The organism is Streptomyces sp. MMS24-W38 (assembly GCF_059889265.1).
In genome coordinates, this window is sequence record NZ_JCBCPP010000001.1 from 1,080,380 (window position 1) to 1,105,616 (window position 25,237).

Sequence of the window (25,237 nt, forward strand, 5' to 3'; positions counted from 1 at the left end):
AAGGGAATTCACAGTTCTTCAGATGACGTTCCGATCCCCCGACGGGCCCCGGCCGGCGCCCCGGGGGCCGGCCGCCCGGGTGATGGCCGACTCGACGGCGGCGATGCGGTCGCCGAGGAGGGCGAGGGCGGCGACCGCGCGGGTGAGGGCGTCGTCGTCGGGGCCGCCGAGGGTGCGGGTGCGGAGGTGGGCGGCCTTCACCTCGTCCCAGCGGTCGGCCTGCGCGGGGGTGAGGGTGCCGCGCAGTTCGGCGAGTTTGAGCAGACTCGCCTCCGCGCCGGTGGTGAGGGTCTGCGCCTCGGCCGTGTAGTGGTCGTCGATGACGGCGGTGAGTTCGGCGTCGTTCATGACCGGCTGGATCCGCTGGGCGATCTTGTTCATGTTGCGGTAGGAGCCCTGGAGGCGGAACGGCGGCTCGGTGCGGGCGTCGTCGGACTGGGCGGCGGAGGCGATGTAGGCCGCGTTGACCGCGAGGACCGTGCGGCGGGCGGTGAGCAGGTGGCGCAGTACGGCCAGGACGCGGTCCAGTTCGGTGGGGGCGTAGGGGTGGGTGAGCCGGTCGGCGTGGGCCGTGGGGTCGCCCTCGGCGAGGCGGATCAGCAGGTCGAGGTCGGCGCGGTCGTGCCCGGCGAGCGGGGCGAGCACCGGGTTGGCGGTGAGGGCGTTCTCCACGAAGCTGGCCGCGAAGGCGTCGTCCTTGCCGGTGAGGACGTCGCCGAGGTTCCACACGTCGGCGCGGTTGGCCAGCATGTCGGGCACCCGGAAGAGTTCGCCGGACTCGGTGTACGGGTTGCCGGCCATGCAGACGGCGAACCGCTTGCCCCGCAGGTCGTAGGTGCGCGGCTCACCCTCCCACACGCCTTCCACGCGGCGGGTGGCGTCGCAGAGCGGGATGAACTTCTGGAGGAGTTCGGGCGAGGTGTGCTGGATGTCGTCGAGGTAGAGGAGGGTGTTGTTGCCGGCGGCCAGCGCGAAGTTGATCTTTTCGATCTCCTGGCGTGCGGTGGCGTTCGGTGCCTCGGCCGGGTCGAGGGAGGTGACCGTGTGGCCGAGCGCGGGGCCGCTGATCTTCACCAGGACGAGGCCGAGCCGGTCGGCGACGTATTCCATGAGGGTGGTCTTGCCGTAGCCGGGCGGGGAGACCAGGAGCAGCAGTCCGCCGGTGCCGGTGCGTGCGGACTCGCCGGTGGTGCCGAGCTGTTTGGCGAGGCTGTCCCCGATGAGGGGGAGGTAGACCTCGTCGACGAGGCGGTTGCGGACGAAGGTCGACATCACGCGCGGGCGGTGGTCGTCCAGGCGCAGCCGGGTGCGTTCGGCGTCGACCAGGGCGGTGCGGCGGCGCTGGAAGGCGCGGAAGGCGGGGGTTTCGTGCTCCCTGAACTCCTGGGTGCGGGCGAGGAATTCGTCCAGGCGAAGGGCCAGGCGCCGGTCGGTGATGCGGGGGTGGATGCCGAGCAGGCCCTCCACGGTGGTGGTGAGGGGTGCGTCGGACTCGTGGCGGGGCTGGTCGGGGCAGAGTTCGGCGGCGACGGCCTCGGCGAGGTCGCCGGGGGTGAGGTGGGTACCGGTGGCGGTGGCGTACGCGGACAGCCAGGCCTCGACGAGTTGGCGGCGGGCGGTGAGGTCGGAGAGGGCGGGCAGGTCCTCGTCGTAGGCCTCGGTCGCGACGGTGCGGCGGAACTTGTCGAGCAGGGTGCGGGCCTGCGCGCTGATGACGAACCCGTCCGGGCCGGTGGTGAGTTCGTCGAAGAGGTAGGCGGCGCAGGCTTCCGGTCGGGCGGTCGCGCCGGGGTGCCGGTCGGCGATCGTGCGGGCGAGTTCGGTGTGCAGTTCGGCGAGCGCCGGGGGCGGGCCGAAGGCGTCGCGGACCCGGGCGAGGGAGCGGGCCCGGCGGGTGAGGTCGGCGCGTTCCTCGGCGGTGGTGGCGTGGGTCCAGTGCAGCAGTGCGAGGGCGCGGGCGGCGGGCTCGTGGCGCAGGACTCCGGCCCCGTCGTGCAGGCGCAGCACGGCGGTGAGGATCGCGGTGGCGTCGTGGTCGTGGACGCCGCGCTCGTATCCCTCGTCGTAGGCCTCCTCGGCGACCCGGCGCACGAGGGCGTCGAGGTCGTCGGCGCCGTTCAGGGTGTCGGGGCCGTGCTCGTGCAGGAGGCGGGCGGCGAGGTGTTCGGCGCGGTAGACCTCGGGCGACTCGGAGGGCAGGTGCCGCTCCCAGTGGCGGCGGCCGTCGGTGAGGACGGGGTCGGTGACGGGGCTGCGGTAGTCGGTGCCGGTGAGGGCGAAGGCCAGGGTGTCGCCGTGCGGGACGACGGTGAGGTCGAGGGGCTGGGTGGTGACGGCGAAGCGGTGGCCGCCCAGGCGGATGGCGCGGCCGCCGTCGGCGTAGAGGTCGGTGCGGTCGCGCAGGGCGCGGGCGGCTTCCTGCCGGGCGGAGCGGAGGCGTCCGTCGAGTTCCTCGGCCCGGACCCGGTCGCCGAGTTCGCGCAGTTCACCGGCGGTGCGGCGGACCTTGGCGACCAGTGGGTCGGAGGCGAAGTAGGTGCTCACCTCGTCGGTGTCGGCGAGGGTGGTGGAGCGGCGGGCGATCGTCGTAAGGACGCGGTCGGCGGCGGAGGCGAGCTGTTCGGCGCGGCGTGCGCGGGCGTCGGTGAGGCTCTGTTTGCGGGCGGCGAACGCCTCGTAGATCTCGGTACGCTGGTCGGCGAGTTCGCCGAGGACATCGTCGAACTCCGCGAAACGTGACTCCAGGGTTTCCAACTGGGCCAGTACGCGGGTCAGTTGTTCGTCGCAGGACTCGGGGTCAGCGGCGGCGGCGAGGGCGCCGGTGACCGTCTGGCCGAGCAGAGCGATCTCGGCGGCGAATCCGGCGCGCGCTTCCCGGTCGCGCAGGCCGCGCCTGCGGGCGTCGAGGGTGGCGCGTGCGCGGTTGACGCCGCCGAGGGCCTCGGCGACGCGTTCCAGTACGGCGGTGCGGACGGTCGCATCGCCGATGTCGAGGCCGGCGACGACCTCGGTCACCGTCCGCAGTCCGTCGGCGAGTTCGTCCAGGCGGGTGGCGACCGGGGCCGCCTCGGCGGCGGCGGTGATCGCCTCCGCGTCGGCGACGAGGCGTTCGACGTCGGCGTGGTGGGCGGCGAAGGCGTCCTCGTGGGCGAGGTGGGTGACCGCGCGCTGTCCGAAGGAGGCGAGGTCGTGCCCGGCGTCGGCGGCGAGTTCGTCGATGCGGGCGTGGTCGGCATACCGCATCTCCTTCAGGGTCAGCAGGTGGCCCTGGGCGTGGCGGAGTTCGGTGAGTCCTGCGACCCAGGCGGTGGCCTCGCGGGGCTGTTCTCCGCGCAGCCGGCGTACCACGGAGGCAATGCGGGCGGCTGCCTCCTCGAGTGCTTCGGCGGCCCGGCGGGAGAGGTCGCGTACGGTCTCGAACTCGGCCAGGACCTGCTCGGCGGTGCCGCGCACCTGCTCCAACGGGGCGTGCAGATCGCCGAGTTCGGGGTCGGCCAGCCAGTGGTGGGCGTCCGCGGTGCGGACGCAGGCGGCGACCAGGGCCTCGTACACCTCGGTCGTCGGGGTGGTCTCGGTGACGGAGCGGACCAGGGAGAGGCAGTCGGAGACGCCGCGTACGAGGTCGGCGTTGCCGACCCGGTCGAGGGGGCCGTCGCCGACGGGCTGCGCGGCGGCGTGGGTGTCGGAGACGTAGGGCGAGTGCCACTGCTGGAGCGGGTGGACGCGGGCCGGTTCGTCACCGTCGGGCCGCAGCAGGGTGAGCGCGCCGTCGTCGAACAGGGCCCAGCCGTGGCAGGTCAGCGGGGTGGCGACCTCCTCGCGGATCACGTTGTACGACAGCAGCAGGGCGCGGCCCCGGCCGGGTGCGTGGAAGGCGTACAGCACGTCCTCGCCGTTGGGTGAGCGCACCTCGCGCTCGAACTCCATGCCGGTCGTGTCGATTTCGTATGTCTTGTGGGGGCCGGCGGCCAGGCAGTAGCCGCCGGGGAAGACGATGCCCTGGTCCTCGGGCAGGCGTCGGCAGCCCTGTCCGACGCCGTCGAGGCGGACGACGGTCCGGGTGAGGGTGTTGAAGACGAGGTGGCGGTGCGCGGTCTCCTTGTAGGGCAGGACGCGCAGCAGGATCAGGGCGCCGACGCGGGCGTAGGAGATCTCCGCGTCGGCGAGGGACTGGAGCGGTTCCTCGACCGGTTCGCTGTGGATGCCGTCGGGGGTCTCGGTGTCGCTCTGCGTCCTGACGGTGAGTGTGCCGCCGAGGGTGTCGACGAAGACCTCGCCCTGGACGGAGACGTGCGGGTGCCGGCCGAGGACGTGGTCCTCGCGGGTGGTGCGGGTCCACTCGATGTCCGGGGCCGGGGTGCGCGCGTGGTCGCGGTCACCGCGCGCGTCGAGGAAGGCGGCCCGGCCGTCCTCGGTCACCGACCAGCGCAGGACGCGGATGTCGCCGGCCTTCTCGCCGGTCTGGAAGACGGCGAGCAGTCTGCCGTCCACGCGGCGCAGCCGCAGCAGGCGTGCCTGGCGGTAGTAGCGGTGCAGGGCGGCGAACTCCCGCACGAAGGCGGGGTCGTCGAGGAGTCCGGGAACGGCGTCGTCGGGCAGCCGGCTCAGGTCGCGGTCGTGTACGGCGAGGACGTCTCCGACGGCGGTGTCCGTGTCCGGGCGGGGCTGGGCGCCGTAGCCGAAGAGGAGCACGTCGCCCACGGCGACGATGTCGCGGGGCACGCTCGTGCGATCGGTGCGCAGCCGTTCGGTGCCGGTGAGGCGCAGTTCGGCGGAGCCGAAAGCCTCGATCCTCTGCCGGTTCAACGCCTCGGTGCGGCGGGCCAGTTCGGCGGCCTGCGCGGACAGCCGGTCGCGCAGCACCTGGTAGGTGCCGCCGTCGACCGACCCGTGGAAGCCGGCGCCGGGGCCGGTACCGGTGTCGGTGTCGGCCGGGGCGTGGGCGCGGATGTCGGGCGTCTCGTGGGTGCCGGTGCTCATGGCTGCCTCTCGGGAGGGAGCGGTCGGGAGCCGCCGTCCCCTGTGCGGCGGCTCCCGATGGGGGTGGTCGGGCGCGTCAGGCCCTCGCGTGGCCGTTCAGCGCGGCCAGCGGGGTGTCCGCAAGGCCCAACTCCCCAGCTTTTTCGATCAGTTGCTGAAGCTGTCCGGTGTTCTCGCCGCCCGCCTTCATCAGCTGCATCAGCAGCGCGGACACCGTCAGGTGCTGTACGTCGGCGCTGGAGACGGAGCCCAGCATCCGGCTCAGGTCGTCGGTGAAGCTCGCCGTGCCGTCCAGCCAGGGCCCGGCGAGGGCCTGGGCGGTCCGGGAGTGCTGGACGAACCCGTCGACGCTCTTGCCGAGGGAGATCGACGACATCAGCCGGTCGAAGAACACGGACTCCCCGCCGACGATGTTGATGTCGGCGCCCTCCAGGCCGGTCGCGAGGACCGTGGCCTGCGCCTCGGCGACCTGCCGCTGCACCTCCAGGCCGGCGAGCCGTACGTCCTTCTCCGCCTCCAGCCGCAGCCGGTACTCCTCGTGACCGCGGGACGCCTCGTCCAGTGCGGCCATCGCCGCCGCCTTCTCGGTGAGGCCGGCCGCCTCCGCCCTGAGCTTCCCGCTGATGGCCTCCGCGTCCGCGAGCGCCTTGACCCGCGCGCCCTCGGCCTCGGCACGCATCCGGGCCTCGGCCGCCTCGGCCTCGGCACGGCCGGCCTTCTCGATGACCTCGGCCTCCTTGTCGCGGACCTGCACGGCGGCGAGTCCCTCCGCGGCGGCCTCCGCCTGGACGGCCTCGGCCATCCGCAGCTTCGCCTGCGCGTCCAGGTCGGCGGTCTTCAACCGGGCCTCGGCCAGGGTCAGTTCCTCGGCGGCGCGGTGCGTGGCGGACTGCTCGGCGGCCTCGGCGGCCTTGATGTCCTTGACCAGCTTCTCCTGCGCCTCGGCCTCGGCGGCGATGATCACGGCCTGGCGCTGCCGCTCCGCCTCCTCCACGGCCCGCAGCTTCTTGATCGACTCCTCCTGCTCGGCGACCGTACGGTCCACCGCGACCCGCTCCCGGACGACCTCGGCGATCTCCCGCTTCTCCGCCTCGACCTCCTTGTCGGCGGCGATCCGGGTCAGCGAGGTCTCCCGCTCGCGGGCGATGACCTCCAGCATCCGGTCCTTCTCGATGCGCTCGCTCTCCACCGCGATGACCCGCTCGCGGTTCTTGGCGGCGACGGCGACCTCGCGGGCCTGGTTCTCGCGCTGCACGCCGAGCTGTTCCTCGGTGCGCAGGAAGGCGCTCTGCGCGCGCAGCCGCTCCTCCTCCACCACTCGCGCCGTCTCGGCCTCCTCACGGGCCCGTACGGTCTCGATCTCCCGGCGCTGCTTGATCTCCGCGTCGACCTGGCGGCGCTCCAGCTCCAGGATCGCCTCCCGCGCGTCGACGTTCTGCCGGGTGATCTCCTTCTCCTCGCCGCGCTGGGCCTCGTTGGTGCGGACGTGCTCGATGGCCGTCAGCTCGGTGATCTTGCGGATGCCCTGCGCGTCGAGCACGTTGCCCGGGTCCAGCTGGGACAGCGGCGTCTGCTCCAGGAAGTCGATCGCCGCGTCCTCGAGGTGGTAACCGTTGAGGTCGACCCCGATGACCTCGATGATCCGGTACCGCAGTTCCTCACGCTTGGTGTAGAGGTCGGTGAAGTCCATCTGCTTGCCGACGGTCTTCAGTGCCTCGGAGAACTTCGCGTGGAACAGTTCCTGCAGGGTGTTGCGGTCGCTGGCCCGCGCGGTGCCGACCGCCTGGGCGACCTTGATGACGTCCTGCACGGTCTTGTTGACCTTGACGAAGAACGTGATGCGGATGTCGGCGCGGATGTTGTCCTGGCAGATCAGGCCTTCCTTGCCGGCCCGGGTGATCTCGATGGTCTTCACCGAGATGTCCATCACCTCGGCCTTGTGCAGCACCGGCAGCACGACCTGCCCGGTGAAGGTCACGTCGACCTTGCGCATCTTGGAGACGATGAGCGCCTTGCCCTGCTCCACCTTGCGGAACAGCTTGGTCATGACGAACAGGGCGGCGAACACGAGGAGCAGGCAGACGCCGACGAGCACGGCGACACCCACGGTGGCAGCATCCATGGGACACGTCCTTCAGGGCTTTGTGACGGACAGAAGTGACAGGTCGACGCCGGGCGTCGAGAAGTGGAGCGGGCGGAGCCTCCCCCGGTGCGGCTCGGCTCGGAGAACTCAGCGAGTCCGGAGAGCCCGGACGGCTCGTACGGCGTGGTGGTGCGGCGTGGTCGCGTGGCACGCTCGGCCTGCGCGGGAGCCGTCGGCCGGCTCCGTCACGAGACACGTGCGGCGCACCGTCCCGGTTCCCTCCGAGCCCGCGAAACTACCGGGACGGCTCGGGTTCGTCGGGCAGGAGCCGGTGCAACGGGCGCACGAAGAAGCGGGTCAGCCGCCAGGCGGCGAACAACGCGGCGAACACGACCGGCAGGCGCAGCGACCTCGCGGCGGCCCCGTCGGGGACGTGGACGGCCAGCAGCACGGTCGCGCCGGTGGCCAGCAGCCAGGCGAACAGGGCCAGCAGGGAGAGCGCGAGAGCGACCGGTACCCCGCCCATCCCCCAGGCGTCGAGATCCGCGTCCGAGTCGAAGGCGTGGGGGGTGGTGACACCCACGGCCACCAACAGCCAGAAGCAGGCCGCCACGACGAGGGCCGCGGTGAACAGGAGGGTGGGCAGGCCCGTCGCGGCCTCTGCGATCAAGTGCATCCCCGTTCCCCCCTTCCCGTTCGCGGCTCGTACCGGCGGCAGCACCGGTCCTCTCGGGTTCGGTGCCCGACGCCTGCCGGTGCCGGGCACCGGAACCATCCGCGGTGCTCCCCGCGGACCATGTTGCCCGCTGCCGGGCCGTCCGCGCATTGCCGGAACCCGGCAATGTTCACTAGGGTCTTCATGCCGGGTAGGGCATCAACGACGCATCAAGACGGCGTCAAGGGCGCGTCAAAATCGAAGGGGCGATGTGGCAGAGCGGGAGATTCCGGAGGAGTATCTCGAAGGTTATGCCCAGATCCTGGAGGAGGTCGCGGCCACCGGCCGGCGCCTCTCCCGGGACGAGCTGGCCTCCCGGAAAGCACTGGGGGAACGCGCCGCGGAGGCGGGCTTCGGACTGCGTGCCCTGGTGCGCACCCATCTGACCGCCGCACGTGACGCCTGGCCGCGCGGCCACACCGACTCGGCCGAGGCGGCGCTCTCCGCCGTCCAGCAGGCCGTGGACGCCTTCGCCGAGGGCTACGAGCGGGCGCAGCGGCTGGCGGTCCGTCGGGAGGAGGCGGCCCGGCGGGAGTTCATCGACGATCTGCTCCACGGGCGCAGCGACCTGGGCCGGCTCGCCGAACGCGCCGACCGCTTCGGACTGCGGCTGTCCCAGGCGCACGCCGTCGCCGTCGCCCGGGGCCCCGTCGCCTACGACGAGGGGGACGCCGTGCCGCGGCGGGTGGAGCAGGCCCTCGTCGCCCGGTTCGGTGACCGCAGCATCCTGCTCACCACCAAGGACGGGCGGCTGCTGTGCGTCGCGCCGGGCCACCACGGCGAGGTGCTCACCCACTTCGCCAAGCAGGCGCACGCCGCGACCGACGGCGGCCAGATCGCCATCGGCCGCCCGCAGCCCGGGCCCGGCGGTGTCGTCCACTCCTACGAAGAGGCCCTGCGCACCCTGGAGATAGCCGAACGGCTGGGGCTCGACGAGCCGTTGCTGCGCGCCGCCGATCTGCTCGTCTACCCCGTCCTGGCCCGCGACCGCCAGGCGATGGCCGATCTGGTCCACAACACCCTCGGTCCGCTCACCACGGCCCGGGGCGGTGCGGAGCCCCTCCTCGACACGCTCACCGCGTACTTCGACTCCGGTTGCGTCGCGGCGGAGGCGGCCCGCCGACTCTCACTGAGCGTACGGGCGCTGACGTACCGTCTGGAACGCATCCACAAACTCACCGGCGCCGATCCGTCGGACCCGGCGCACCGTTACATGCTCCAGACGTCGGTCATCGGCGCCCGCCTGCTGGCCTGGCCGGCCAACGAACTCTGATTCCGTAGGAGTTCACGACTCATCCCGGTTGCCGGGCGTCCGGGCCCACTCGCCTCAGGCAGGGGGCAGGATCTCCCGGCGGATGTCGTCGCGGTCCATCGCCGTGAGGCGGGGCACCTCGGTGTTCCAGTGCGTGGCCAGGTCCTCCAGGGCGCCGGTCAGGGCCCGTTGCAGTCGTCGCCGTCCCAGGCGGAGGGCGAGGGCCGCCACCGGGCGGAACAGACGGCGGCCTCGTATCCGCACGGTGACCGTCACCTCCCATCTGTCGTCGACGGGGTCCGGCCGCGGTACCGCCCGCAGTTCCGCCCGCGCCGCGCCGCACTCCAGCCGGGCCCGGAGCGGCGCGGAGCGCGGGGCCCGCCCCGTGTCCGTGGCGGTCCACCAGTCGTCGAGCCGCAGCCGGGCCCGGCCCGTCGGCCGGGCCAGCACGGACCACACGCCGTCGATCCGTGCCCTCCCCTTGATCTCGGCCTCACGCGGACGGTCCGGGCTGCGCAGGGCCACCTCCCCCACCAGGACGGCGTCCGCCTCGGACGCGGCGATCCCCAGCCGCAGCGCACGGCGCCGGTCCCACTCCCGCACGGTGATCCGAAGCGATTCCCCGGGGTCCCCCGGCGTCCACTTCTCCTCCGCGTCCCCGGCCTCGGTCCCGGCCCCCTTCTCGTTCCCGTCCCCGTCCTCGCTCTCGCTCTCGCTCTCGCTCTCGTCGAGCACCCCCTCGTACACCGCACCGGGCCGGAGGTGACGCCCCTCGGTCAGCCGCACGTCCGGCAGCACGCTCCCGTCCGGCAGCAGTACCCGCCCCGCCTCCACCCGGCTGCTCTCCGCCGACTCCACCACAGCGGCGAGAGCGTCGACGAGCCAGGCGCGCGGAACGGGGGCGAGCACCACCGTGTGACGGAGAGAGACCATGCGGTCAGCCTGCCGGGTCGGCCGCCCACCCGTCCATGCCCGGGGACGGCAGAACCGGCGCCGACCGGCTTCCGGGCCGCGGCAGAACGGCGGCGCGGGCGCCGCTCGTTCAGTCCTGGACCAGCTTGATGTCCTGTCGCCGCACCGCGTGGAAGACGGGCAGCGGGATGCCGCCGAAGGGGCGCAGTTCCAGGAGGGCGGCCTCGACGTCGGCCGCGCCGGCCTTCAGAGCGGCGGAGGGGACTCTCCCGGTGTTCTCCCACCGGCGCTTCTTACCGTCGCACACGGCACGGGTACCGCCGATGCCGTAGCGGACCTGGGAGAGGCCCTGGTGCACGGAGGAGCCGACGAGGACCGGCCCGGAGCCCTCGAAGCAGCGGTACGTGCCGGAGAGGGTGACGGTGCCGTCTGCGGCGATCCGGCCCTTCGAAGCCACCGTCACGCTCGCGCGGGGGGCGGCGGACGCAGCCGCCGCGGGTGCCGCCACGGCGGACCCGAGCAGCAGCGCCGCGCCGGCTGCCGCGCCGAGGAAGGGACGTACGGACATGGGGAAGCCTCCGGAAAAAGAGGAACGGGGGCCTCCATCAGTACCGGGAGAGCGAGCCGGGAACAGTGACCCTCACCCCTTCGGTGGCGATTTGGCACCGGCCATCGGGGGGCCGCCCGCCTCACCGTGGGGTCAGGGGTCGCAGGGAGGTCAGGGCAGCAGGGCGAAGCCGTCGAGTTCCACCATCGCCTGCTCGTCCCACAGGCGGGCGACCTCGACCACCGCCATCGCGGGGTAGTCGGTGCCGGCCAACCGCCGCCAGACGCGGCCGAGTTCGCGGGCATGGACGCGGTACGCGGCGAGGTCGGTGGCGTAGACGGTGACGCGGGCCAGGTCGGCCGGGGCGCCGCCGGCGGCGCGCAGGGCGGTGAGGAGGTTGGTGAGGGCCCGGGTGAACTGCTCGGGCAGGGTGTCGCCGACGACCTTCCCGTCGCCGTCGAGGGCGGTCTGGCCTGCCAGGAACACCGCCCTGGAGCCGGTGGCGACGACAGCGTGCGAGAAGCCGGCCGGCGGAGACAGCTCGGGCGGGTTGACACGCTCGGTGGTCATCGGTTCTCCAGGCTCTTGTACAACTCCTTGGCGATGATGTCCCGTTGGACCTCGCTGGCCCCCTCGTAGACGCGGGGGGCGCGGACCTCGCGGTAGAGGTGTTCGAGCAGGTGCCCGCGTTGCAGCGCCCGCGCGCCGTGCAGTTGGACGGCCCGGTCGACGACGTACTGCGCGGTCTCGGTGGCCAGCAGCTTGGCCATGGCGGCACGGCTGGGGACATCAGGGTCGCCCGCGTCGTACGCCGTGGCGGCCGCGTACACCATCAGGCGGGCCGCCTCCGTGCGCAGGGCCATCTCGGCGACCTGGTGGGACACCGCCTGCAGATCGCTCAGTCGGCCGCCGAACGCCTCGCGTCCGGCGGTGTGTTCGAGGGTGGCGTCCAGCGCCGCCCGCGCCATGCCGACCGCGAACGCGCCGACGCTGGGCCGGAACAGGTTGAGGGTGCCCATGGCGACCCGGAAGCCGCGGTCCACCTCGCCGAGCAGGTCGTCGGCTCTCACCGGTACGGCGTCGAGGGCGAGGGCACCGACGGGGTGCGGGGAGAGCATGTCGAGGGCGGTGCCGGTGAGGCCCGGACGGTCGGCGGGCACCAGGAAGGCGGTCACGCCCCGGGCGCCGGCGCCGGGGGTGGTGCGGGCGAAGACGGTGTAGAAGTCGGCCTCAGGCGCGTTGGAGATCCAGCGTTTCTCGCCGGTGAGCCGCCAGCGGCCGGGGCCGTCCGGGTCGGCGGTCAGGGAGAGCGCCGCCGCGTCCGAGCCGGCCCCCGGCTCGCTGAGCGCGAACGCCGCGACCGCCGTGCCGTCCGCCACCCGGGGGAGCCAGCGGGCCCGCAGCTCCTCGGCGCCGTGGGCGTGCACGGGGTGGGCGCCCAGGCCCTGGAGGGCGAGGGCGGTCTCCGCCTCGGTGCAGCCGTGGGCCAGGGACTCGCGCATCAGGCACAGGTCGAGCGCGCCGGAGGTGAACAGGCGGGGCAGCAGGCCGAGGGCGCCGAGTTCGGCGACGAGGGGCCGGTTGACCCGGCCCGGTTCGCCCTTCTCGGCGAGCGGGCGCAGGCGCTCGGCGGCCAGCGCACGCAACCGGGCGCACCAGGCGATTTGTTCTGGTTCGAGCGAGAATGCGGTCATCGCCGGTCCCTTCCCTCCCCGTGCCCGATGCGGCCCGCCATGAGGCTCGTCCGAGTGGACCCCGCCAGGCTATCGCGAACCGTTGACTGTCGTCATCAACGCGATACGCTCCTGGGGCGAGCCCACCACGCCGAGGGGGCGAACCGTCATGAATCCACGGGCCACCGGGCACCTCGACACCTTCGCCCGCGACCACCTCCCGCCACCCGGCCAGTGGCCCGAACTCCGCTTCGACCTACCGGAGCTGGACTACCCCGAACGGCTGAACTGCGCCGCCGAGCTGCTGCACGGCCCGCCGGGCGACCGCCCGGCGTTCCGCACCCCCGACGGCGGCACCTGGACGTACGGCGAGCTGCGCGCCCGTGTGGACCGGCTCGCCCACGTCCTCACCGGCGACCTCGGCGTCGTTCCCGGCAACCGGGTGCTGCTGCGCGGCCCCACCACGCCCTGGCTGGCCGCCTGCTGGCTGGCGGTGCTCAAGGCGGGCGCGATCGCCGTGACCGTGCTGGCCCAGCAGCGTCCGCACGAGCTGGGCACCATCTGCGGGATCGCCGACGTACGGCACGCGCTGTGCGACGTCCGGGCCGTCGACGACCTCGCCAAGGCGGAGGTCCCGGGCCTGCGGATCACCCCGTACGGCGGTGACGCGCCGGACGACCTGCTGAACCGTCCGGCGCCCGGCACGCCGTACGAGGCCGTGGACACCACCGCGGACGACGTGGCGCTGATCGCCTTCACCTCGGGCACCACCGGCCGCCCCAAGGGCTGCATGCACTTCCACCGGGACGTGCTCGCGATCGCGGACACCTTCTCCCGGCACGTCCTGCGGCCGCAGGCGGACGACGTGTTCGCCGGCAGTCCGCCGCTCGGCTTCACCTTCGGCCTGGGCGGTCTCGTGGTCTTCCCGCTGCGGGCGGGCGCCAGCGCGCTGCTGCTCGAACAGGCCCGTCCCGCACAGTTGTTGACCGCGATCGCCGAGCACCGGGTGTCGGTGCTGTTCACCGCGCCCACGGCCTACCGGGCGATGCTCGAGACCCTCGACGGACACGACGGACCCGCTGGACCCGACATCTCGTCGCTGCGGCGCTGCGTCTCGGCGGGCGAGAACCTGCCGGCCGCGACCTGGCGGGCCTGGCACGAGCGCACCGGGCTGCGGGTCATCAACGGCATCGGCGCCACCGAACTGCTGCACATCTTCATCTCCGCCGCCGACGAAGGGATCAGACCCGGGACCACGGGAGTTCCGGTCCCCGGGTGGCGGGCGCGCGTGCAGGACGCCCACGGCACTCCCGTGCCCGACGGCGAGCCGGGGCTGCTCGCGGTGTGCGGGCCCGTCGGCTGCCGCTATCTCGCCGATCCGCGCCAGCGGGAGTACGTGCGCGGCGGCTGGAACGTCACCGGCGACACCTATGTCCGCGAGCCCGACGGCTACTTCCGCTATGTCGCCCGCGCCGACGACATGATCATCTCGGCCGGGTACAACATCGCGGGCCCCGAGGTCGAGGACGCGCTGCTGCGCCATGCGGACGTCCTGGAGGCGGCGGTGGTCGGGCGGCCCGACGAGACGCGCGGCCAGGTCGTGGTGGCGTACACGGTCCTCAAGGAGGGCGCCGAGCGGGACGCCGAGGCCCTGCGCGCCTTCGTGAAGTCGGAGCTCGCCCCGTACAAGTGCCCGCGCGAGATCGTCTTCCTGGACGCGCTGCCGCGCACCGCGACCGGCAAACTCCAGCGGTTCCGCCTGCGCACCGCCGCCGGTACGGGAGCTGACCAGGGGTGACACCGGTGCCGGGGGCCGGAGTGGATCAAGACGACCTAAGATGATCAACGTGTCCGACCAGTCCGCGCAGCACGCTCCGAGGTCTCTCATCGTCACGCTCTACGGCGCCTACGGCCGTTTCGTGCCGGGCCCCGTACCCGTCGCCGAGCTGATCCGGCTGCTGGCCGCGGTCGGCGTCGACGCTCCCTCCGTGCGTTCCTCGGTGTCCCGGCTCAAGCGGCGCGGGCTGCTCCTCCCGGCCCGTACCGCGCAGGGCGCGGCCGGCTACGAAATGTCACCGGACGCCCGCCAGTTGCTGGACGACGGCGACCGCCGCATCTACGCGACCGCCGCACCCGGTGACGAGGGCTGGGTGCTCGCGGTGTTCTCCGTACCGGAGTCCGAGCGCCAGAAGCGGCACCTCCTGCGCTCCCGCCTGTCCGGCCTCGGTTTCGGCACCGCCGCGCCCGGTGTGTGGATCGCGCCCGCCCGGCTGTACGAGGAGACCCGGCACACCCTTCAGCGGCTGCGGCTGGACGGTTACGTCGACTTCTTCCGCGGTGAGCACCTCGGTTACGCGCCCACCGCCGAGGCGGTCGCCCGCTGGTGGGACCTCGAGGGGATCGCGAAGGAGCACGAGGCGTTCCTGGAGCGCCACGCGCGGGTGCTGGGCGCCTGGCGGGAGCGTGCGGACACCCCGCCCGAGGAGGCCTACCGCGACTACCTCCTCGCCCTCGACTCCTGGCGCCACCTCCCCTACACCGACCCGGGTCTGCCCGCCGGCCTGCTGCCCGCCGACTGGCCGGGGACGCGGTCGGCGAGCGTCTTCCACGGCCTGCACGAACGCCTGCGGGACGCGGGGGCCGAGTTCGCCGGACTGTGACCCCGAGGGCCGGCCGTCTCCTCAGTTCCCCAGGGTCAGCCGGGGTCTGGGAGCGTCCGTGCGGCCGGTCCGCGGGGGTCTGCGGCCGGCCAGGTAGGGCGCGGGCCAGACGACGCCCTCACCCTCGTAGCCCTGCTCGGCCGCCGCGTGCAGGGTCCAGTGCGGGTCGTAGAGGTGGGGGCGGGCCAGCGCGCACAGGTCCGCGCGTCCGGCCAGGATCAGCGAGTTGACGTCGTCCCAGGAGGAGATCGCACCGACGGCGATCACGGGGACACCGGCGCGGTGGCGGATGCGGTCGGCGAACGGCGTCTGGTAGGAACGGCCGAACTCCGGCTTCTCGTCGGACACGACCTGCCCGGTGGACACGTCGATCGCGTCGGCGCCGTGCGCGGCGAAGGCGCGGGCGATCGCGACGGCGTCCTCGGCCGTGGTGCCGCCGTCGGCCCAGTCGGTGGCGGAGAGGCGGACGGTCATGGGCCGCTGCTCCGGCCACACCGCGCGGACGGCGTCGAAGACCTCCAGCGGGAAGCGGAGCCGGTGCTCGAGCGGGCCGCCGTAGGCGTCGGTGCGGCGGTTGGTCAGCGGGGAGAGGAAGCCGGAGAGCAGATAGCCGTGGGCGCAGTGCAGTTCGAGCAGGTCGAACCCGGCGTGCGCGGCCCGCTCGGCAGCCGAGGTGAACTGCTCACGGATGTCGTCGAGCTGGGTGGCGGTCAGCTCGTGCGGGGTCTGGCTGTCCGGCCGGTAGGGCAGGGGGGAGGCGGCGACGAGGGGCCAGTTGCCGGTGTCCAGCGGCTCGTCCATGCCCTCCCACATCAGCTTGGTCGAGCCCTTGCGGCCGCTGTGGCCGAGCTGCACGCCGATCGCGGTGCCGGGTGCCGCCGAGTGCGCGAAGTCGGTGATCCGCCGCCATGCCGCGGCCTGGCTCTCGGTGTAGAGACCGGCGCAGCCGGGCGTGATGCGTCCCTCGGCGCTCACGCACACCATCTCCGTCATGACCAGCCCGGCTCCGCCCAGCGCACGGGCGCCCAGATGGACGAGGTGGAAGTCGCCGGGGACGCCGTCGGTGGCCGAGTACATGTCCATGGGTGAGACGACCACCCGGTTGCGCAGGGTCAGTTCGCGCAGCCGCAGCGGGGTGAACATCGGGGGCGTGCCGGGCGGGCAGCCGAACTCGCGCTCCACGGCCCCGGTGAAGCGGGCGTCGCGCAGGCGCAGGTTGTCGTGGGTGACGCGACGGCTGCGGGTGAGCAGGTTGAAGGCGAACTGCCGGGGCGGCTCCGCGAGATACAGCTCCAGGTCCTCGAACCACTCCAGACTGGCCCGCGCCGCCCGTTGGGTGGAGGTGACCACGGGCCGCCGTTCCGTCTCGTACGCTTTCAACGCGGCGTGCAGCGTGGGGTGTTCACGCAGGCAGGCGGCCAGGGCCAGGGCGTCCTCGACGGCGAGCTTGGTGCCGGAGCCGATGGAGAAGTGGGCGGTGTGGGCGGCGTCGCCGAGGAGCACGACGTTGCCGTGCGACCAGCGGTCGTTGACGACCGTGCGGAAGGTCGTCCACGTCGACTTGTTGGACCGCAGCGGGCGGCCGCCGAGGGCGTCGGCGAAGACCTTGGCACAGCACTCGATCGACTGTTCCTCGTCGAGTTCACCGAACCCGGCGGCCCGCCACACCTCCTCGCGCATCTCGACGATCACCGTGGAGGCATCGGTGGAGAAGGGGTAGCCGTGCAGTTGCATCACGCCGTGCGGGGTCTCGGCGATCTCGAAGCGGAAGGCGTCGAAGGCGAAGTCCGCGGCCAGCCAGATGTAGCGGCAGCGGTGCTCGGTGATCCGGGGCCGGAAGGCGTCCGCGAAGGCGGCGCGGGTGCCGCTGCGCACCCCGTCGGCGGCCACCACCAGGTCGTACGCCCCAGCCAGGTGCGCGGGGTCCGGCGCCTCGGCGCGAAAGCGCAGGTCGACGCCGAGGGAGCGGCAGCGTTCATGGAGGATCTCCAGCAGCCGGCGCCGGCCGAGGGCGGCGAAGCCGTGGCCGCCGGAGGTGTGGCGCACCCCGCGGTGGACGATGTCGATGTCGTCCCAGCGGACGAAGTCCGCCCGGAGCGCCGCGTGGGCCACCGGGTCGGCGTGCTCGATGCCGCCGAGGGTCTCGTCGGACAGGACGACGCCGAAGCCGAAGGTGTCGTCGGGGGCGTTGCGCTCCCAGACGGTGACCTCGCGCGCGGGGTCGAGGCGTTTGAGCAGCGCCGCCGCGTACAGGCCGCCGGGCCCGCCCCCGATCACCGCGACCCTCCGGACGCCGGTGTCCGTCCCGGCTCCGGTGTCCGGCACGGCTACCGCCCCCGCCACTTCGGGGGGCGCTTCTCGGTGAAGGCCGCGTGGAACTCGGCGTAGTCCTCGCCGTTCATGAGCAGGGCCTGGGTGGCGGCGTCCAGCTCGACGGCGGCGGCCAGGGGCATGTCCAGTTCGGCCGTGAGCAGTGCCTTGGTCTGGGCGTACGCCAGTGCCGGGCCGTCGGCCAGGCGGCGGGCGAGCGCCTGGGCGGCCTCGTCGGCACCACCGTCGTCGGCGAGGGCACTGATCAGGCCGATCCGCTCGGCCTCGGGCGCCCGGACCGGTTCTCCGAGCATCAGCAGCCGGGTCGCGTGGCCGAGGCCGACCACCCGGGGCAGCAGATAGGCGGCGCCCATGTCGCCGCCGGACAGGCCGACCCGGGTGAAGAGGAAGGCGAAGCGGGCGGTGGGGTCGGCGACCCGGAAGTCCGCGGCCAGGGCGAGGACGGCGCCGGCGCCCGCCGCGACGCCGTGCACCGCGGCGATCACCGGGAACGGGCACTCGCGGATCGCCCGTACGGTCTGCCCCGTCATCCGGTTGAAGTCGAGGAGCTGGGCGGTGTCCATGCCGAGGGTCGCGCCGATGATCTCGTCGACGTCACCGCCGGAGCAGAAGCCGCGCCCCTCCCCGGCCAGCACCAGGGCCCGCACCGCCCGCTCCCGGGACAGCTCGGCGAGCAGGTCGCGCAGGTCGGCGTAGGCGCCGAAGGTGAGCGCGTTGAGCTTGTCGGGGCGGGCGAGGGTGACGGTGGCGACGCCGTCGGCGAGGTCGACGCGCAGGTGCTCCCAGCGGGGGGTGCGGGCGGCGGAGCCGGTGAAGGGACTCATGAGGGCGGCCTCCTCGGGCGGGCGCGCCGCGTGGTCTCGCACTGCGGCTGCGGCCCTGCTCACTGAGCTCTACCCCGCGAAGCTATCATTCATCTATGACTGTCGTCAGGAGTACGCGATAGATGGACCTGGGTACCCCTGAAAGGGCTCGTACGGGGCCCCGTACGATTGAGTGATTGAAAGCAGGACCGCCTGCCTGCTCTCCCCGATCGGATCCACGTGTACGAATCCCTGACCTCCCCTTCCTGGCGCGTCGCACTGCCGCACACCACCGCGGCCGTGCCCGTCGCCCGTGCACTGGTCCGTACGGCGCTGGCCGAACGGCGGCACGCCGCGGACAGCGACACGGCGGAACTGCTCACCGCCGAGCTGGTGGCCAACGCGGTGGAGCACACCTCGGGGAACACACCGATCGAGCTGGTGGTGGAGCTGCTGCCGACCGGCTGCCAGGTCGAGGTGCACGACGGCGACCCGGCCCCGCCCGGCGACCTGGCCCGCCCCACCCTCGGCACGCCTGACCCCTGGCAGGAGCACGGGCGGGGGCTGCTGCTGATCCGCGCCCTGAGCTCGTCGTGCGGTCACCGCCTCACCGAGTCCGGCAAGGCGGTGTGGTTCCGGCTGCCGGTGGTGCCGCACCAGCGCCGGCCCTCCTGAGAACGCCGGCCGGCCCGAACCTCAGGCCAGGGTCGCCACCAGGACCGCCTTGATCGTGTGCATCCGGTTCTCCGCCTCGTCGAAGACGACCGAGTGGTCCGACTCGAACACCTCGTCGGTCACCTCCAGCGACTCCAGCCCGTGCTTCTCGTACACCTCGCGCCCGACCAGGGTGCCCAGGTCGTGGAAGGCCGGCAGGCAGTGCAGGAAGCGGACGTCGGGGTTGCCGGTGGCGCGCAGGACGTCCATGGTCACCGCGTACGGCGCGAGGGCGGCGATCCGCTCGTCCCAGACCTCCTGGGGCTCCCCCATGGAGACCCAGACGTCGGTGGCGACGAAGTCGGCGCCCGCGACCCCCTCGGCGATCTCCTCGGTGAGCGTGATGCGGGCCCCGCTGGACTCCGCGAGCACCCGCGCCCGGTCGACGACCTCCTGCGCGGGCCAGTACGCCTTCGGGGCGACGATGCGCACGTCCATGCCCAGCAGGGCCGCGGTGACGAGGTAGGAGTTGCCCATGTTGAAGCGGGCGTCGCCGAGGTAGGCGAAGGCGATCTCCGTGACCGGCTTGCCGCTGTGCTCGGTCATGGTGAGCACGTCGGCGAGCATCTGGGTGGGGTGCCACTCGTCGGTCAGGCCGTTGTAGACGGGCACGCCCGCGTGCTCGGCGAGGGTCTCCACGGTGGGCTGGGAGTCGCCCCGGAACTCGATCGCGTGGAACATCCGACCGAGCACCCGCGCGGTGTCCTTCGCGGACTCCTTCTTCCCGATGTGCGAGCCGCTCGAGTCGATGTACGTCGTGGCGGCGCCCTGGTCGGCGGCGGCCACCTCGAAGGCGCAGCGGGTGCGCGTCGAGGGCTTCTCGAAGATCAGCGCGATGTTCCTGCCCTGGAGGTACCGGGTCTCGGTCCCGGCCTTCTTGGCGGCCTTCAACTCCGCGGCCAGGTCGAGCAGGCCGAGGAACTCCTGCGCGGTGAAGTCCACCTCCTTGAGGAAGTGGCGGCCGGCGAGGGCGGTCGGGACTGTCGCCATGGGGGCGCTCCAGAGGTGCAGGTACAGGTTGACACGTGGAACTCTATACGAAACTCAGAATTTATATGCAAACACCCGTCGGCGCCCCTACACCGCGTCCCGCTCGACCGGGCAGCTCATGCAGCGCGGTCCGCCCCTGCCCCGGCCGAGTTCGCTGCCGGGGATCTCGATCACCTCGATGCCCTGCTTGCGCAGATGCGTGTTGGTGGTGGCGTTGCGCTCGTAGGCGACGACGACGCCCGGTTCCACGGCCAGGACGTTGCAGCCGTCGTCCCACTGCTCGCGCTCGGCGGCGTGGACGTCCTGGGTCGCGGTCAGCACCCGGATCTCGCTGAGCCCGAGCGCGGCGGCGATGGCGCGGTGCATGTGCTCCGGCGGATGGTCGGTGACCTTGAGTTCCTTGTCCTCGGAACCGGGTTCGATGGTGTACGAACGGAGCATGCCGAGGCCGGCGTACTGGGTGAAGGTGTCGCCGTCGATCATCGTCATCACCGTGTCCAGGTGCATGACGGCGCGCCTCTTCGGCATGTCGAGGGCGACTATGGTCTCGGCGGAACCGGCGGCGAACAGCTTGTGCGCGAGCATCTCCACGGCCTGCGGGGTGGTCCGCTCGCTCATGCCGATCAGCACCGCCCCGTTGCCGATGACCAGGACGTCCCCTCCCTCGATGGTGGACGGGTAGTCGGCCTGCCCCTTGGACCAGACGTGGAAGTCCTTCCCGCGGAACAGCGGGTGGTGCCGGTAGATCGCCTCGAAGTGCACGGTCTCGCGCTGCCGGGCGGGCCACCGCATGGCGTTGATGGAGACACCGTCGTAGATCCAGGCGGAGGTGTCCCGGGTGAAGAGGTGATTGGGCAGCGGGCGGAGCAGGAAGTCGTCGAGTTCCATGGCGTGGAAGCGCACGGACGTCGGTTCGGGGTGGACGTCCAGGAACTCCCGCTTGGTCATCCCGCCGACCAGCGCCTCGGTGAGCTCGGCCGCGGGCAGCGGCTCGAACGCCGCGCGGAGGTGGTCGGTGGCCAGCGGGCCGTACTCCTTCTCGTCGAAGACACGGTCCAGGACGAGCTCGCGGGCCGCCGGGATGTCCAGCGTCGAGGCGAGCAGATCACCGAAGAGGTGGACGGTGACCCCCCGGTCGCGCAGGACGTCGGCGAACCCGTCGTGCTCGGCGCGCGCCCGGCGCACCCAGAGCACGTCGTCGAAGAGCAGGGCGTCCTTGTTGCTGGGGGTGAGCCTTTTGAGCTCGAGATCGGGCCGGTGCAGGATGACGCGGCGCAGCCGTCCGGCCTCGGAGTCGACGTGGTAGGTCATATCTCCATCCTGACCACCCGCACGGAGATTCACCCCTCCGCGGACGGGACGGAAACCGGCTTTTCCCGGCCGGTACGCGGCGGCCCGAACGAACCGGGGCGGACCTGGGCAGGCCGGGGTGAACCGGGAGCCGCCGGGGCGGACCGGGGGCCGCCGGGTGGCGGGCCCCCGGTCGGGGGCGGCGGCCGGACGGCCGACGGCGAGGAGTGCGACGGGGGCCGCTACAGTCGCGGGTCCACCGGCTCCGACTCCAGTGCCAGTACGCCGAAGACCGCCTCGTGCACCCGCCACAGCGGCTCACCCTCGGCGAGCCGGTCCAGGGCCTCCAGGCCGAGCGCGTACTCGCGGACGGCCAGGGACCGCTTGTGGCCCAGGAACCGGCCGCGCAGCCGGGCCAGGTTCTCGGGGCGCGTGTACTCGGGGCCGTAGATGATCCGCAGGTACTCGCGGCCCCGGCACTTGATGCCGGGCTGCACCAGGCGGCCCTTCGGGTCGCGGACCAGGGCGCCGACCGGTTTGACGACCATGCCCTCGCCGCCGCGTCCGGTCATCTCCAGCCACCAGTCGACGCCCGCCCGTACCGACTCCGGGTCGGCGGGGTCGACGTACAGGCGGCGGGTGGTCCGCAGCAGGCCGGTGGCGTCGTGCTCGACCATACGGTCAAGCAGGGCGAGCTGCTCGTCGTGCGGCAGGGCGGCGAGGCTGCGGCCCTGGACGGCGAGGATCTGGAACGGGGCGAGGCGTACGCCGTCCAGTCCGTCGGTGGGCCAGCAGTAGCGGCGGTAGGCGTCGGTGAACGCGGCGGCGTCGTCGGCGCGTTCACGCTGGCGGTCCAGGAGCTCCTTCGCCTCCACGCCCCGGGCGGCGGCCTTCTCCAGGGCCGCCAGCGCGCCCGGGAACACCGCGCCGGAGGCGGCGCCCACGGCGGCGTACTGCGCGCGCAGCAGCCCGGACGCCTTCAGCGACCACGGCATCAACTCGGCGTCCAGCAGCAGCCATTCCGTCTCGAGCGTGTCCCAGAGCCCGGCCTCGGTGATCGCCGTGCGCAGCCGGCCGAGGATCTCCTCGGTGACCGCGGCGTCGTCGAAGAACGGGCGGCCGGTACGGGTGTAGAGCGATCCGGCCGGACCGTCCTCGACGCCGAAGTGCCTGGCGGCCGCGTCCGCGTCCCGGCAGACCAGGGCGACCGCCCGCGACCCCATGTGCTTCTCCTCGCACACGACACGCTCGACCCCGTCCTCCCGGTACTGGGCGAAGGCCTCGACCGGGTGCTCCAGGTAACCGTCCAGATGGGAGGTGGCCGTGGGGGCCATGGTCGGCGGGAGGTAGGGCAGCAGGCGCGGGTCGATCGCGAAGCGGCTCATGACCTCCAGCGCGGCGGCGGCGTTCTCCTCACGCACGGCCACCCGGCCGGCGTGCCGGGTCTCCACGGCCCGGCGGCCGTGCACGTCGGCGAGGTCCAGCGGACGGCCGTCCTGCCCGCCGGGGGCCTCGGTGCGCAGCGGGCGGGTGGGCTCGTACCAGACCCGCTCGGCCGGCACCTCGACCAGTTCCCGCTCCGGCCAGCGCAGCGCGGTGAGCTTGCCGCCGAAGACGGCGCCGGTGTCCAAACAGATGGTGTTGTTGAGCCAGGTGGCCTCCGGGACCGGGGTGTGGCCGTAGACGACGGCGGCCCGGCCCCGGTAGTCCTCGGCCCACGGGTAGCGCACGGGCAGGCCGAACTCGTCGGTCTCGCCGGTGGTGTCGCCGTACAGGGCGTGGCTGCGGACCCGGCCGGAGGTACGGCCGTGGTACCTCTCCGGCAGCCCGGCGTGGCAGACGACCAGCCGGCCGCCGTCGAGGACGTAGTGACTGACCAGGCCGTCGACGAACTCCCTTACCTCGGACCGGAATTCCTCGCTCTCCCGGTCCATCTGCTCGATGGTCTCCGCGAGGCCGTGGGTGTGTTGGACCTTGCGGCCCTTCAGGTACCGGCCGAACTTGTTCTCGTGGTTGCCGGGCACGCACAGCGCGTTGCCCGACTTCACCATGGACATCACCCGGCGCAGCACGCCCGGACTGTCCGGTCCGCGGTCGACGAGGTCACCGACGAAGACCGCGGTGCGGCCCTCGGGGTGCACGCCGTCGGTGTAGCCCAACGCGCCGAGCAGCGACTCCAGTTCAGTGGCACAGCCGTGGACGTCACCGATGATGTCGAAGGGGCCGGTGAGGTGGGTGAGGTCGTTGTACCGCTTCTCGGTGACGACGGTGGCGTCCTCGATCTCGGCGACACCGCGCAGGACGTGCACCTTGCGGAAGCCCTCGCGCTCCAGACTCCGCAGGGAGCGGCGGAGTTCGCGGATGTGCCGCTGGACGACCCGGCGGGGCATGTCCGCGCGGTCGGAGCGGGCCGCGTTGCGTTCGGCGCACACCTCCTCGGGCACGTCGAGCACGATGGCTATCGGCAGCACGTCGTACTGCCTGGCCAGGTCGATCAGTTGGCGTCTGGCGTCCTGCTGGACGCTGGTGGCGTCGACGACGGTGCGGCGGCCCGCGGCGAGCCGCTTGCCCGCGATGTAGTGCAGGACGTCGAAGGCGTCCCTGGACGCGCTCTGGTCGTTCTCGTCGTCGGCGACCAGGCCGCGGCAGAAGTCGGAGGAGATGACCTCGGTGGGCTTGAAGTGGCGGCGGGCGAAGGTGGACTTGCCCGAGCCGGAGGCCCCGACGAGGACGACGAGGGAGAGGTCGGTGACGGGCAGGACCCGGCCCCCGGCGCTTCGGGCTTCGGCAGTGCTCTCGCTGCTCATGCCGCCTTCGCCTCCTTCTTGTCCACAGTCTTGTCCACGGTCACGAAAACGGCCATCTGGGTGGGCGGCCCGACCTCGGGGTCGTCCGGCCCCACGGGTACGAACTCGACGTCGTAGCCGTGCCGTTCGGTGACCTCGGCCGCCCAGGCACGGAACTCCTCACGGGTCCACTCGAAGCGGTGGTCGCCGTGCCGGACGTGCCCGGCGGGCAGGCTCTCCCAGCGCACGTTGTACTCGACGTTCGGGGTGGTCACGAGGACCGTGCGGGGGCGGGCCGCGCCGAACACGGCGTACTCCAGGGCGGGCAACCTCGGCAGGTCGAGGTGCTCGATCACCTCGCTGAGCACGGCCGCGTCGTACCCCTTGAGCCGCTTGTCGGTGTACGCCAGCGAGCCCTGGAGGAGCTTCACCCGCGCTGCCTGCCGCTCCCCCATGCGGTCCAGCTTGAGCCGCCGGGAGGCAATGGTGAGCGCCCGCATCGACACGTCGAGGCCCACGATCTCGGTGAAGGCCGGGTCGCGCAGCAGCTCCTGCACCAACTGGCCCTGCCCGCACCCGAGATCGAGCACCCGGGTGGCCCCGGACGCGCGCAGCACGGCGACGATCGCGTCCCGGCGCTGCACGGCGAGCGGGGTCGGCTTCTCCTCGGCCTCGGTCTCCTCCCCCACGGCGTTGTCGATCTCCTCGACCTCGCTGTCGTCCGCCTCGGCCAGCCGGACCAGCTCGAGCCGTTCCGTCGCCTCCCTCGTCAGCGACCAGCGGCGGGTGAGGTAACGGCTGGTGATCAGCTTCTGCTCCGGGTGGCCGGGCAGCCAGCCCTCACCGGCGCGCAGCAGCTTGTCCACCTCGTCGGGCGCCACCCAGTAGTGCTTGGCGTCGTCGAGGACGGGGAGCAGGACGTAGAGGTGGCGCAGGGCCTCGGCGAGGGTGAGGGTGTCCGCCTCCAGGACGAGGCGTACGTACCGCGAGTCGCCCCACTGCGGGAACTCGGTGTCCAGCGGCACCGGCTCGGCCGTGACCGTCCAGCCGAGCGGCTCGAAGAGCCGGCCGACCAGGGCGGGGCCGCCGCGCGCGGGCAGCGCGGGTACCTCGATGCGCAGCGGCAGGGGCTGCCCCGGCAGCTCCGGGCGGGCCTTGCACACGCCGCGCATCGCACTGGAGAAGACCGCGCTCAGCGCGACGGCGAGCAGCGAGGACGCCGCGTACGGGCGGTCGTTGACGTACTGCGCGAGCGCGGCGTCGGGAGCACCGCCCCGGCCCTTGCCCCTGCCCCGCCGGACCAGCGCCACCGCGTCCACCTCCAGCAGCAGCGCCGCCGTGCAGCGCTCGTCGTCCGCCTCGGGGTAGAGGACGTGCGCCGTGCCGTAGGAGGTGGAGAACGCCTGCGCCTTCCCGGGATGCTTGTGCAGCAAGAAGCCCAGGTCGGTCGCGGGGCGCTCGGGGACGCCGGTGGTACTGATCATCAGGAACACGTACCCGA

Annotated in this window: 17 protein-coding genes; 4 read left to right on the top strand and 13 right to left on the bottom strand. The window is 72.7% G+C overall.

Annotation, left to right across the window (positions count from 1 at the left end; all coding sequences use genetic code 11):
- Window positions 1-18: 18 nt before the first annotated feature.
- The 3 genes from AC6F7H_RS03750 to AC6F7H_RS03760 form a co-directional block, all read right to left on the bottom strand.
- Window positions 19-4,980: a DNA repair ATPase gene (locus AC6F7H_RS03750; protein WP_500755181.1), complete on the bottom strand. Its 4,962-nt coding sequence runs from the start codon at window positions 4,978-4,980 to the stop codon at window positions 19-21.
- 76 nt (window positions 4,981-5,056) lie between these two features.
- Window positions 5,057-7,102, bottom strand: a complete 2,046-nt coding sequence (locus AC6F7H_RS03755; protein ID WP_500755182.1) for a flotillin family protein — start codon at window positions 7,100-7,102, stop codon at window positions 5,057-5,059.
- 256 nt (window positions 7,103-7,358) lie between these two features.
- The gene (locus AC6F7H_RS03760) at window positions 7,359-7,739 is read right to left on the bottom strand and encodes a hypothetical protein (RefSeq protein ID WP_500755183.1); all 381 of its coding nucleotides are present in this window, start codon (window positions 7,737-7,739) and stop codon (window positions 7,359-7,361) included.
- Between the two features lie 250 nt (window positions 7,740-7,989).
- On the opposite strand from AC6F7H_RS03760, the gene AC6F7H_RS03765 reads away from it, so the two are divergent.
- The gene (locus tag AC6F7H_RS03765; protein WP_500755184.1) at window positions 7,990-9,051 is read left to right on the top strand and encodes a PucR family transcriptional regulator; all 1,062 of its coding nucleotides are present in this window, start codon (window positions 7,990-7,992) and stop codon (window positions 9,049-9,051) included.
- Between the two features lie 54 nt (window positions 9,052-9,105).
- On the opposite strand, the gene AC6F7H_RS03770 is transcribed toward AC6F7H_RS03765, so the two are convergent.
- The 4 genes from AC6F7H_RS03770 to AC6F7H_RS03785 all read right to left on the bottom strand — a co-directional run bounded on the left by AC6F7H_RS03770 (window position 9,106) and on the right by AC6F7H_RS03785 (window position 12,183).
- Window positions 9,106-9,963: a hypothetical protein gene (locus AC6F7H_RS03770; protein WP_500755185.1), complete on the bottom strand. Its 858-nt coding sequence runs from the start codon at window positions 9,961-9,963 to the stop codon at window positions 9,106-9,108.
- Between the two features lie 109 nt (window positions 9,964-10,072).
- Window positions 10,073-10,510 carry a DUF6299 family protein gene (locus AC6F7H_RS03775; protein ID WP_500755186.1) on the bottom strand — a complete coding sequence of 146 codons (438 nt, stop codon included), beginning with the start codon at window positions 10,508-10,510 and terminating at the stop codon, window positions 10,073-10,075.
- A 150-nt stretch (window positions 10,511-10,660) separates the two neighbouring features.
- Window positions 10,661-11,059, bottom strand: coding sequence for a RidA family protein (locus AC6F7H_RS03780; protein WP_500755187.1), 399 nt, complete (start codon window positions 11,057-11,059; stop codon window positions 10,661-10,663).
- On the bottom strand, window positions 11,056-12,183 hold the full coding sequence (locus AC6F7H_RS03785) for an acyl-CoA dehydrogenase family protein (protein ID WP_500755188.1): 1,128 nt from the start codon (window positions 12,181-12,183) through the stop codon (window positions 11,056-11,058). The genes AC6F7H_RS03780 and AC6F7H_RS03785 overlap by 4 nt, the downstream gene beginning before the upstream one ends.
- Window positions 12,184-12,331: 148 nt before the next feature.
- On the opposite strand from AC6F7H_RS03785, the gene AC6F7H_RS03790 reads away from it, so the two are divergent.
- Both AC6F7H_RS03790 and AC6F7H_RS03795 read left to right on the top strand, forming a co-directional pair.
- Window positions 12,332-13,960, top strand: a complete 1,629-nt coding sequence (locus tag AC6F7H_RS03790; protein WP_500755189.1) for an AMP-binding protein — start codon at window positions 12,332-12,334, stop codon at window positions 13,958-13,960.
- Between the two features lie 40 nt (window positions 13,961-14,000).
- Window positions 14,001-14,822 (top strand): PaaX family transcriptional regulator, encoded by an 822-nt coding sequence (locus AC6F7H_RS03795; protein ID WP_500755190.1) that lies wholly within the window; start codon window positions 14,001-14,003, stop codon window positions 14,820-14,822.
- A 21-nt stretch (window positions 14,823-14,843) separates the two neighbouring features.
- Here the strand turns inward: AC6F7H_RS03795 and AC6F7H_RS03800 are convergent, their stop codons facing one another.
- Both AC6F7H_RS03800 and AC6F7H_RS03805 read right to left on the bottom strand, forming a co-directional pair.
- The gene (locus AC6F7H_RS03800) at window positions 14,844-17,147 is read right to left on the bottom strand and encodes a bifunctional salicylyl-CoA 5-hydroxylase/oxidoreductase (RefSeq protein WP_500755192.1); all 2,304 of its coding nucleotides are present in this window, start codon (window positions 17,145-17,147) and stop codon (window positions 14,844-14,846) included.
- Between the two features lie 2 nt (window positions 17,148-17,149).
- Entirely contained in the window at window positions 17,150-17,977 is an 828-nt protein-coding gene (locus AC6F7H_RS03805) for an enoyl-CoA hydratase family protein (RefSeq protein WP_202280823.1), read from the bottom strand.
- 219 nt (window positions 17,978-18,196) lie between these two features.
- On the opposite strand from AC6F7H_RS03805, the gene AC6F7H_RS03810 reads away from it, so the two are divergent.
- Window positions 18,197-18,631 (top strand): ATP-binding protein, encoded by a 435-nt coding sequence (locus tag AC6F7H_RS03810; RefSeq protein ID WP_500755193.1) that lies wholly within the window; start codon window positions 18,197-18,199, stop codon window positions 18,629-18,631.
- A 21-nt stretch (window positions 18,632-18,652) separates the two neighbouring features.
- On the opposite strand, the gene argF is transcribed toward AC6F7H_RS03810, so the two are convergent.
- From argF to AC6F7H_RS03830, 4 genes are all read right to left on the bottom strand, one after another.
- Window positions 18,653-19,660 (bottom strand): ornithine carbamoyltransferase, encoded by a 1,008-nt coding sequence (argF, locus tag AC6F7H_RS03815; protein ID WP_500755194.1) that lies wholly within the window; start codon window positions 19,658-19,660, stop codon window positions 18,653-18,655.
- Window positions 19,661-19,747: 87 nt separating this feature from the next.
- Window positions 19,748-20,971 (bottom strand): arginine deiminase, encoded by a 1,224-nt coding sequence (locus AC6F7H_RS03820; RefSeq protein WP_500755196.1) that lies wholly within the window; start codon window positions 20,969-20,971, stop codon window positions 19,748-19,750.
- Between the two features lie 221 nt (window positions 20,972-21,192).
- Window positions 21,193-23,757, bottom strand: coding sequence for a polynucleotide kinase-phosphatase (locus AC6F7H_RS03825; protein ID WP_500755197.1), 2,565 nt, complete (start codon window positions 23,755-23,757; stop codon window positions 21,193-21,195).
- On the bottom strand, window positions 23,754-25,229 hold the full coding sequence (locus AC6F7H_RS03830) for a 3' terminal RNA ribose 2'-O-methyltransferase Hen1 (RefSeq protein ID WP_500755198.1): 1,476 nt from the start codon (window positions 25,227-25,229) through the stop codon (window positions 23,754-23,756). The genes AC6F7H_RS03825 and AC6F7H_RS03830 overlap by 4 nt, the downstream gene beginning before the upstream one ends.
- Window positions 25,230-25,237 lie beyond the last annotated feature (8 nt).

Excerpts from the sequence above, each read along its gene's own strand:
- AC6F7H_RS03785 (WP_500755188.1), bottom strand. The coding sequence starts at position 12,183 with ATGACCGCATTCTCGCTCGAACCAGAACAAATCGCCTGGTGCGCCCGG.
- AC6F7H_RS03780 (WP_500755187.1), bottom strand. The coding sequence starts at position 11,059 with ATGACCACCGAGCGTGTCAACCCGCCCGAGCTGTCTCCGCCGGCCGGC.
- argF (WP_500755194.1), bottom strand. The coding sequence starts at position 19,660 with ATGGCGACAGTCCCGACCGCCCTCGCCGGCCGCCACTTCCTCAAGGAG.
- AC6F7H_RS03790 (WP_500755189.1), top strand. The coding sequence starts at position 12,332 with ATGAATCCACGGGCCACCGGGCACCTCGACACCTTCGCCCGCGACCAC.
- AC6F7H_RS03750 (WP_500755181.1), bottom strand. The coding sequence starts at position 4,980 with ATGAGCACCGGCACCCACGAGACGCCCGACATCCGCGCCCACGCCCCG.
- AC6F7H_RS03820 (WP_500755196.1), bottom strand. The coding sequence starts at position 20,971 with ATGACCTACCACGTCGACTCCGAGGCCGGACGGCTGCGCCGCGTCATC.
- AC6F7H_RS03770 (WP_500755185.1), bottom strand. The coding sequence starts at position 9,963 with ATGGTCTCTCTCCGTCACACGGTGGTGCTCGCCCCCGTTCCGCGCGCC.
- AC6F7H_RS03760 (WP_500755183.1), bottom strand. The coding sequence starts at position 7,739 with ATGCACTTGATCGCAGAGGCCGCGACGGGCCTGCCCACCCTCCTGTTC.
- AC6F7H_RS03805 (WP_202280823.1), bottom strand. The coding sequence starts at position 17,977 with ATGAGTCCCTTCACCGGCTCCGCCGCCCGCACCCCCCGCTGGGAGCAC.
- AC6F7H_RS03825 (WP_500755197.1), bottom strand. The coding sequence starts at position 23,757 with ATGAGCAGCGAGAGCACTGCCGAAGCCCGAAGCGCCGGGGGCCGGGTC.
- AC6F7H_RS03775 (WP_500755186.1), bottom strand. The coding sequence starts at position 10,510 with ATGTCCGTACGTCCCTTCCTCGGCGCGGCAGCCGGCGCGGCGCTGCTG.
- AC6F7H_RS03755 (WP_500755182.1), bottom strand. The coding sequence starts at position 7,102 with ATGGATGCTGCCACCGTGGGTGTCGCCGTGCTCGTCGGCGTCTGCCTG.
- AC6F7H_RS03795 (WP_500755190.1), top strand. The coding sequence starts at position 14,001 with ATGATCAACGTGTCCGACCAGTCCGCGCAGCACGCTCCGAGGTCTCTC.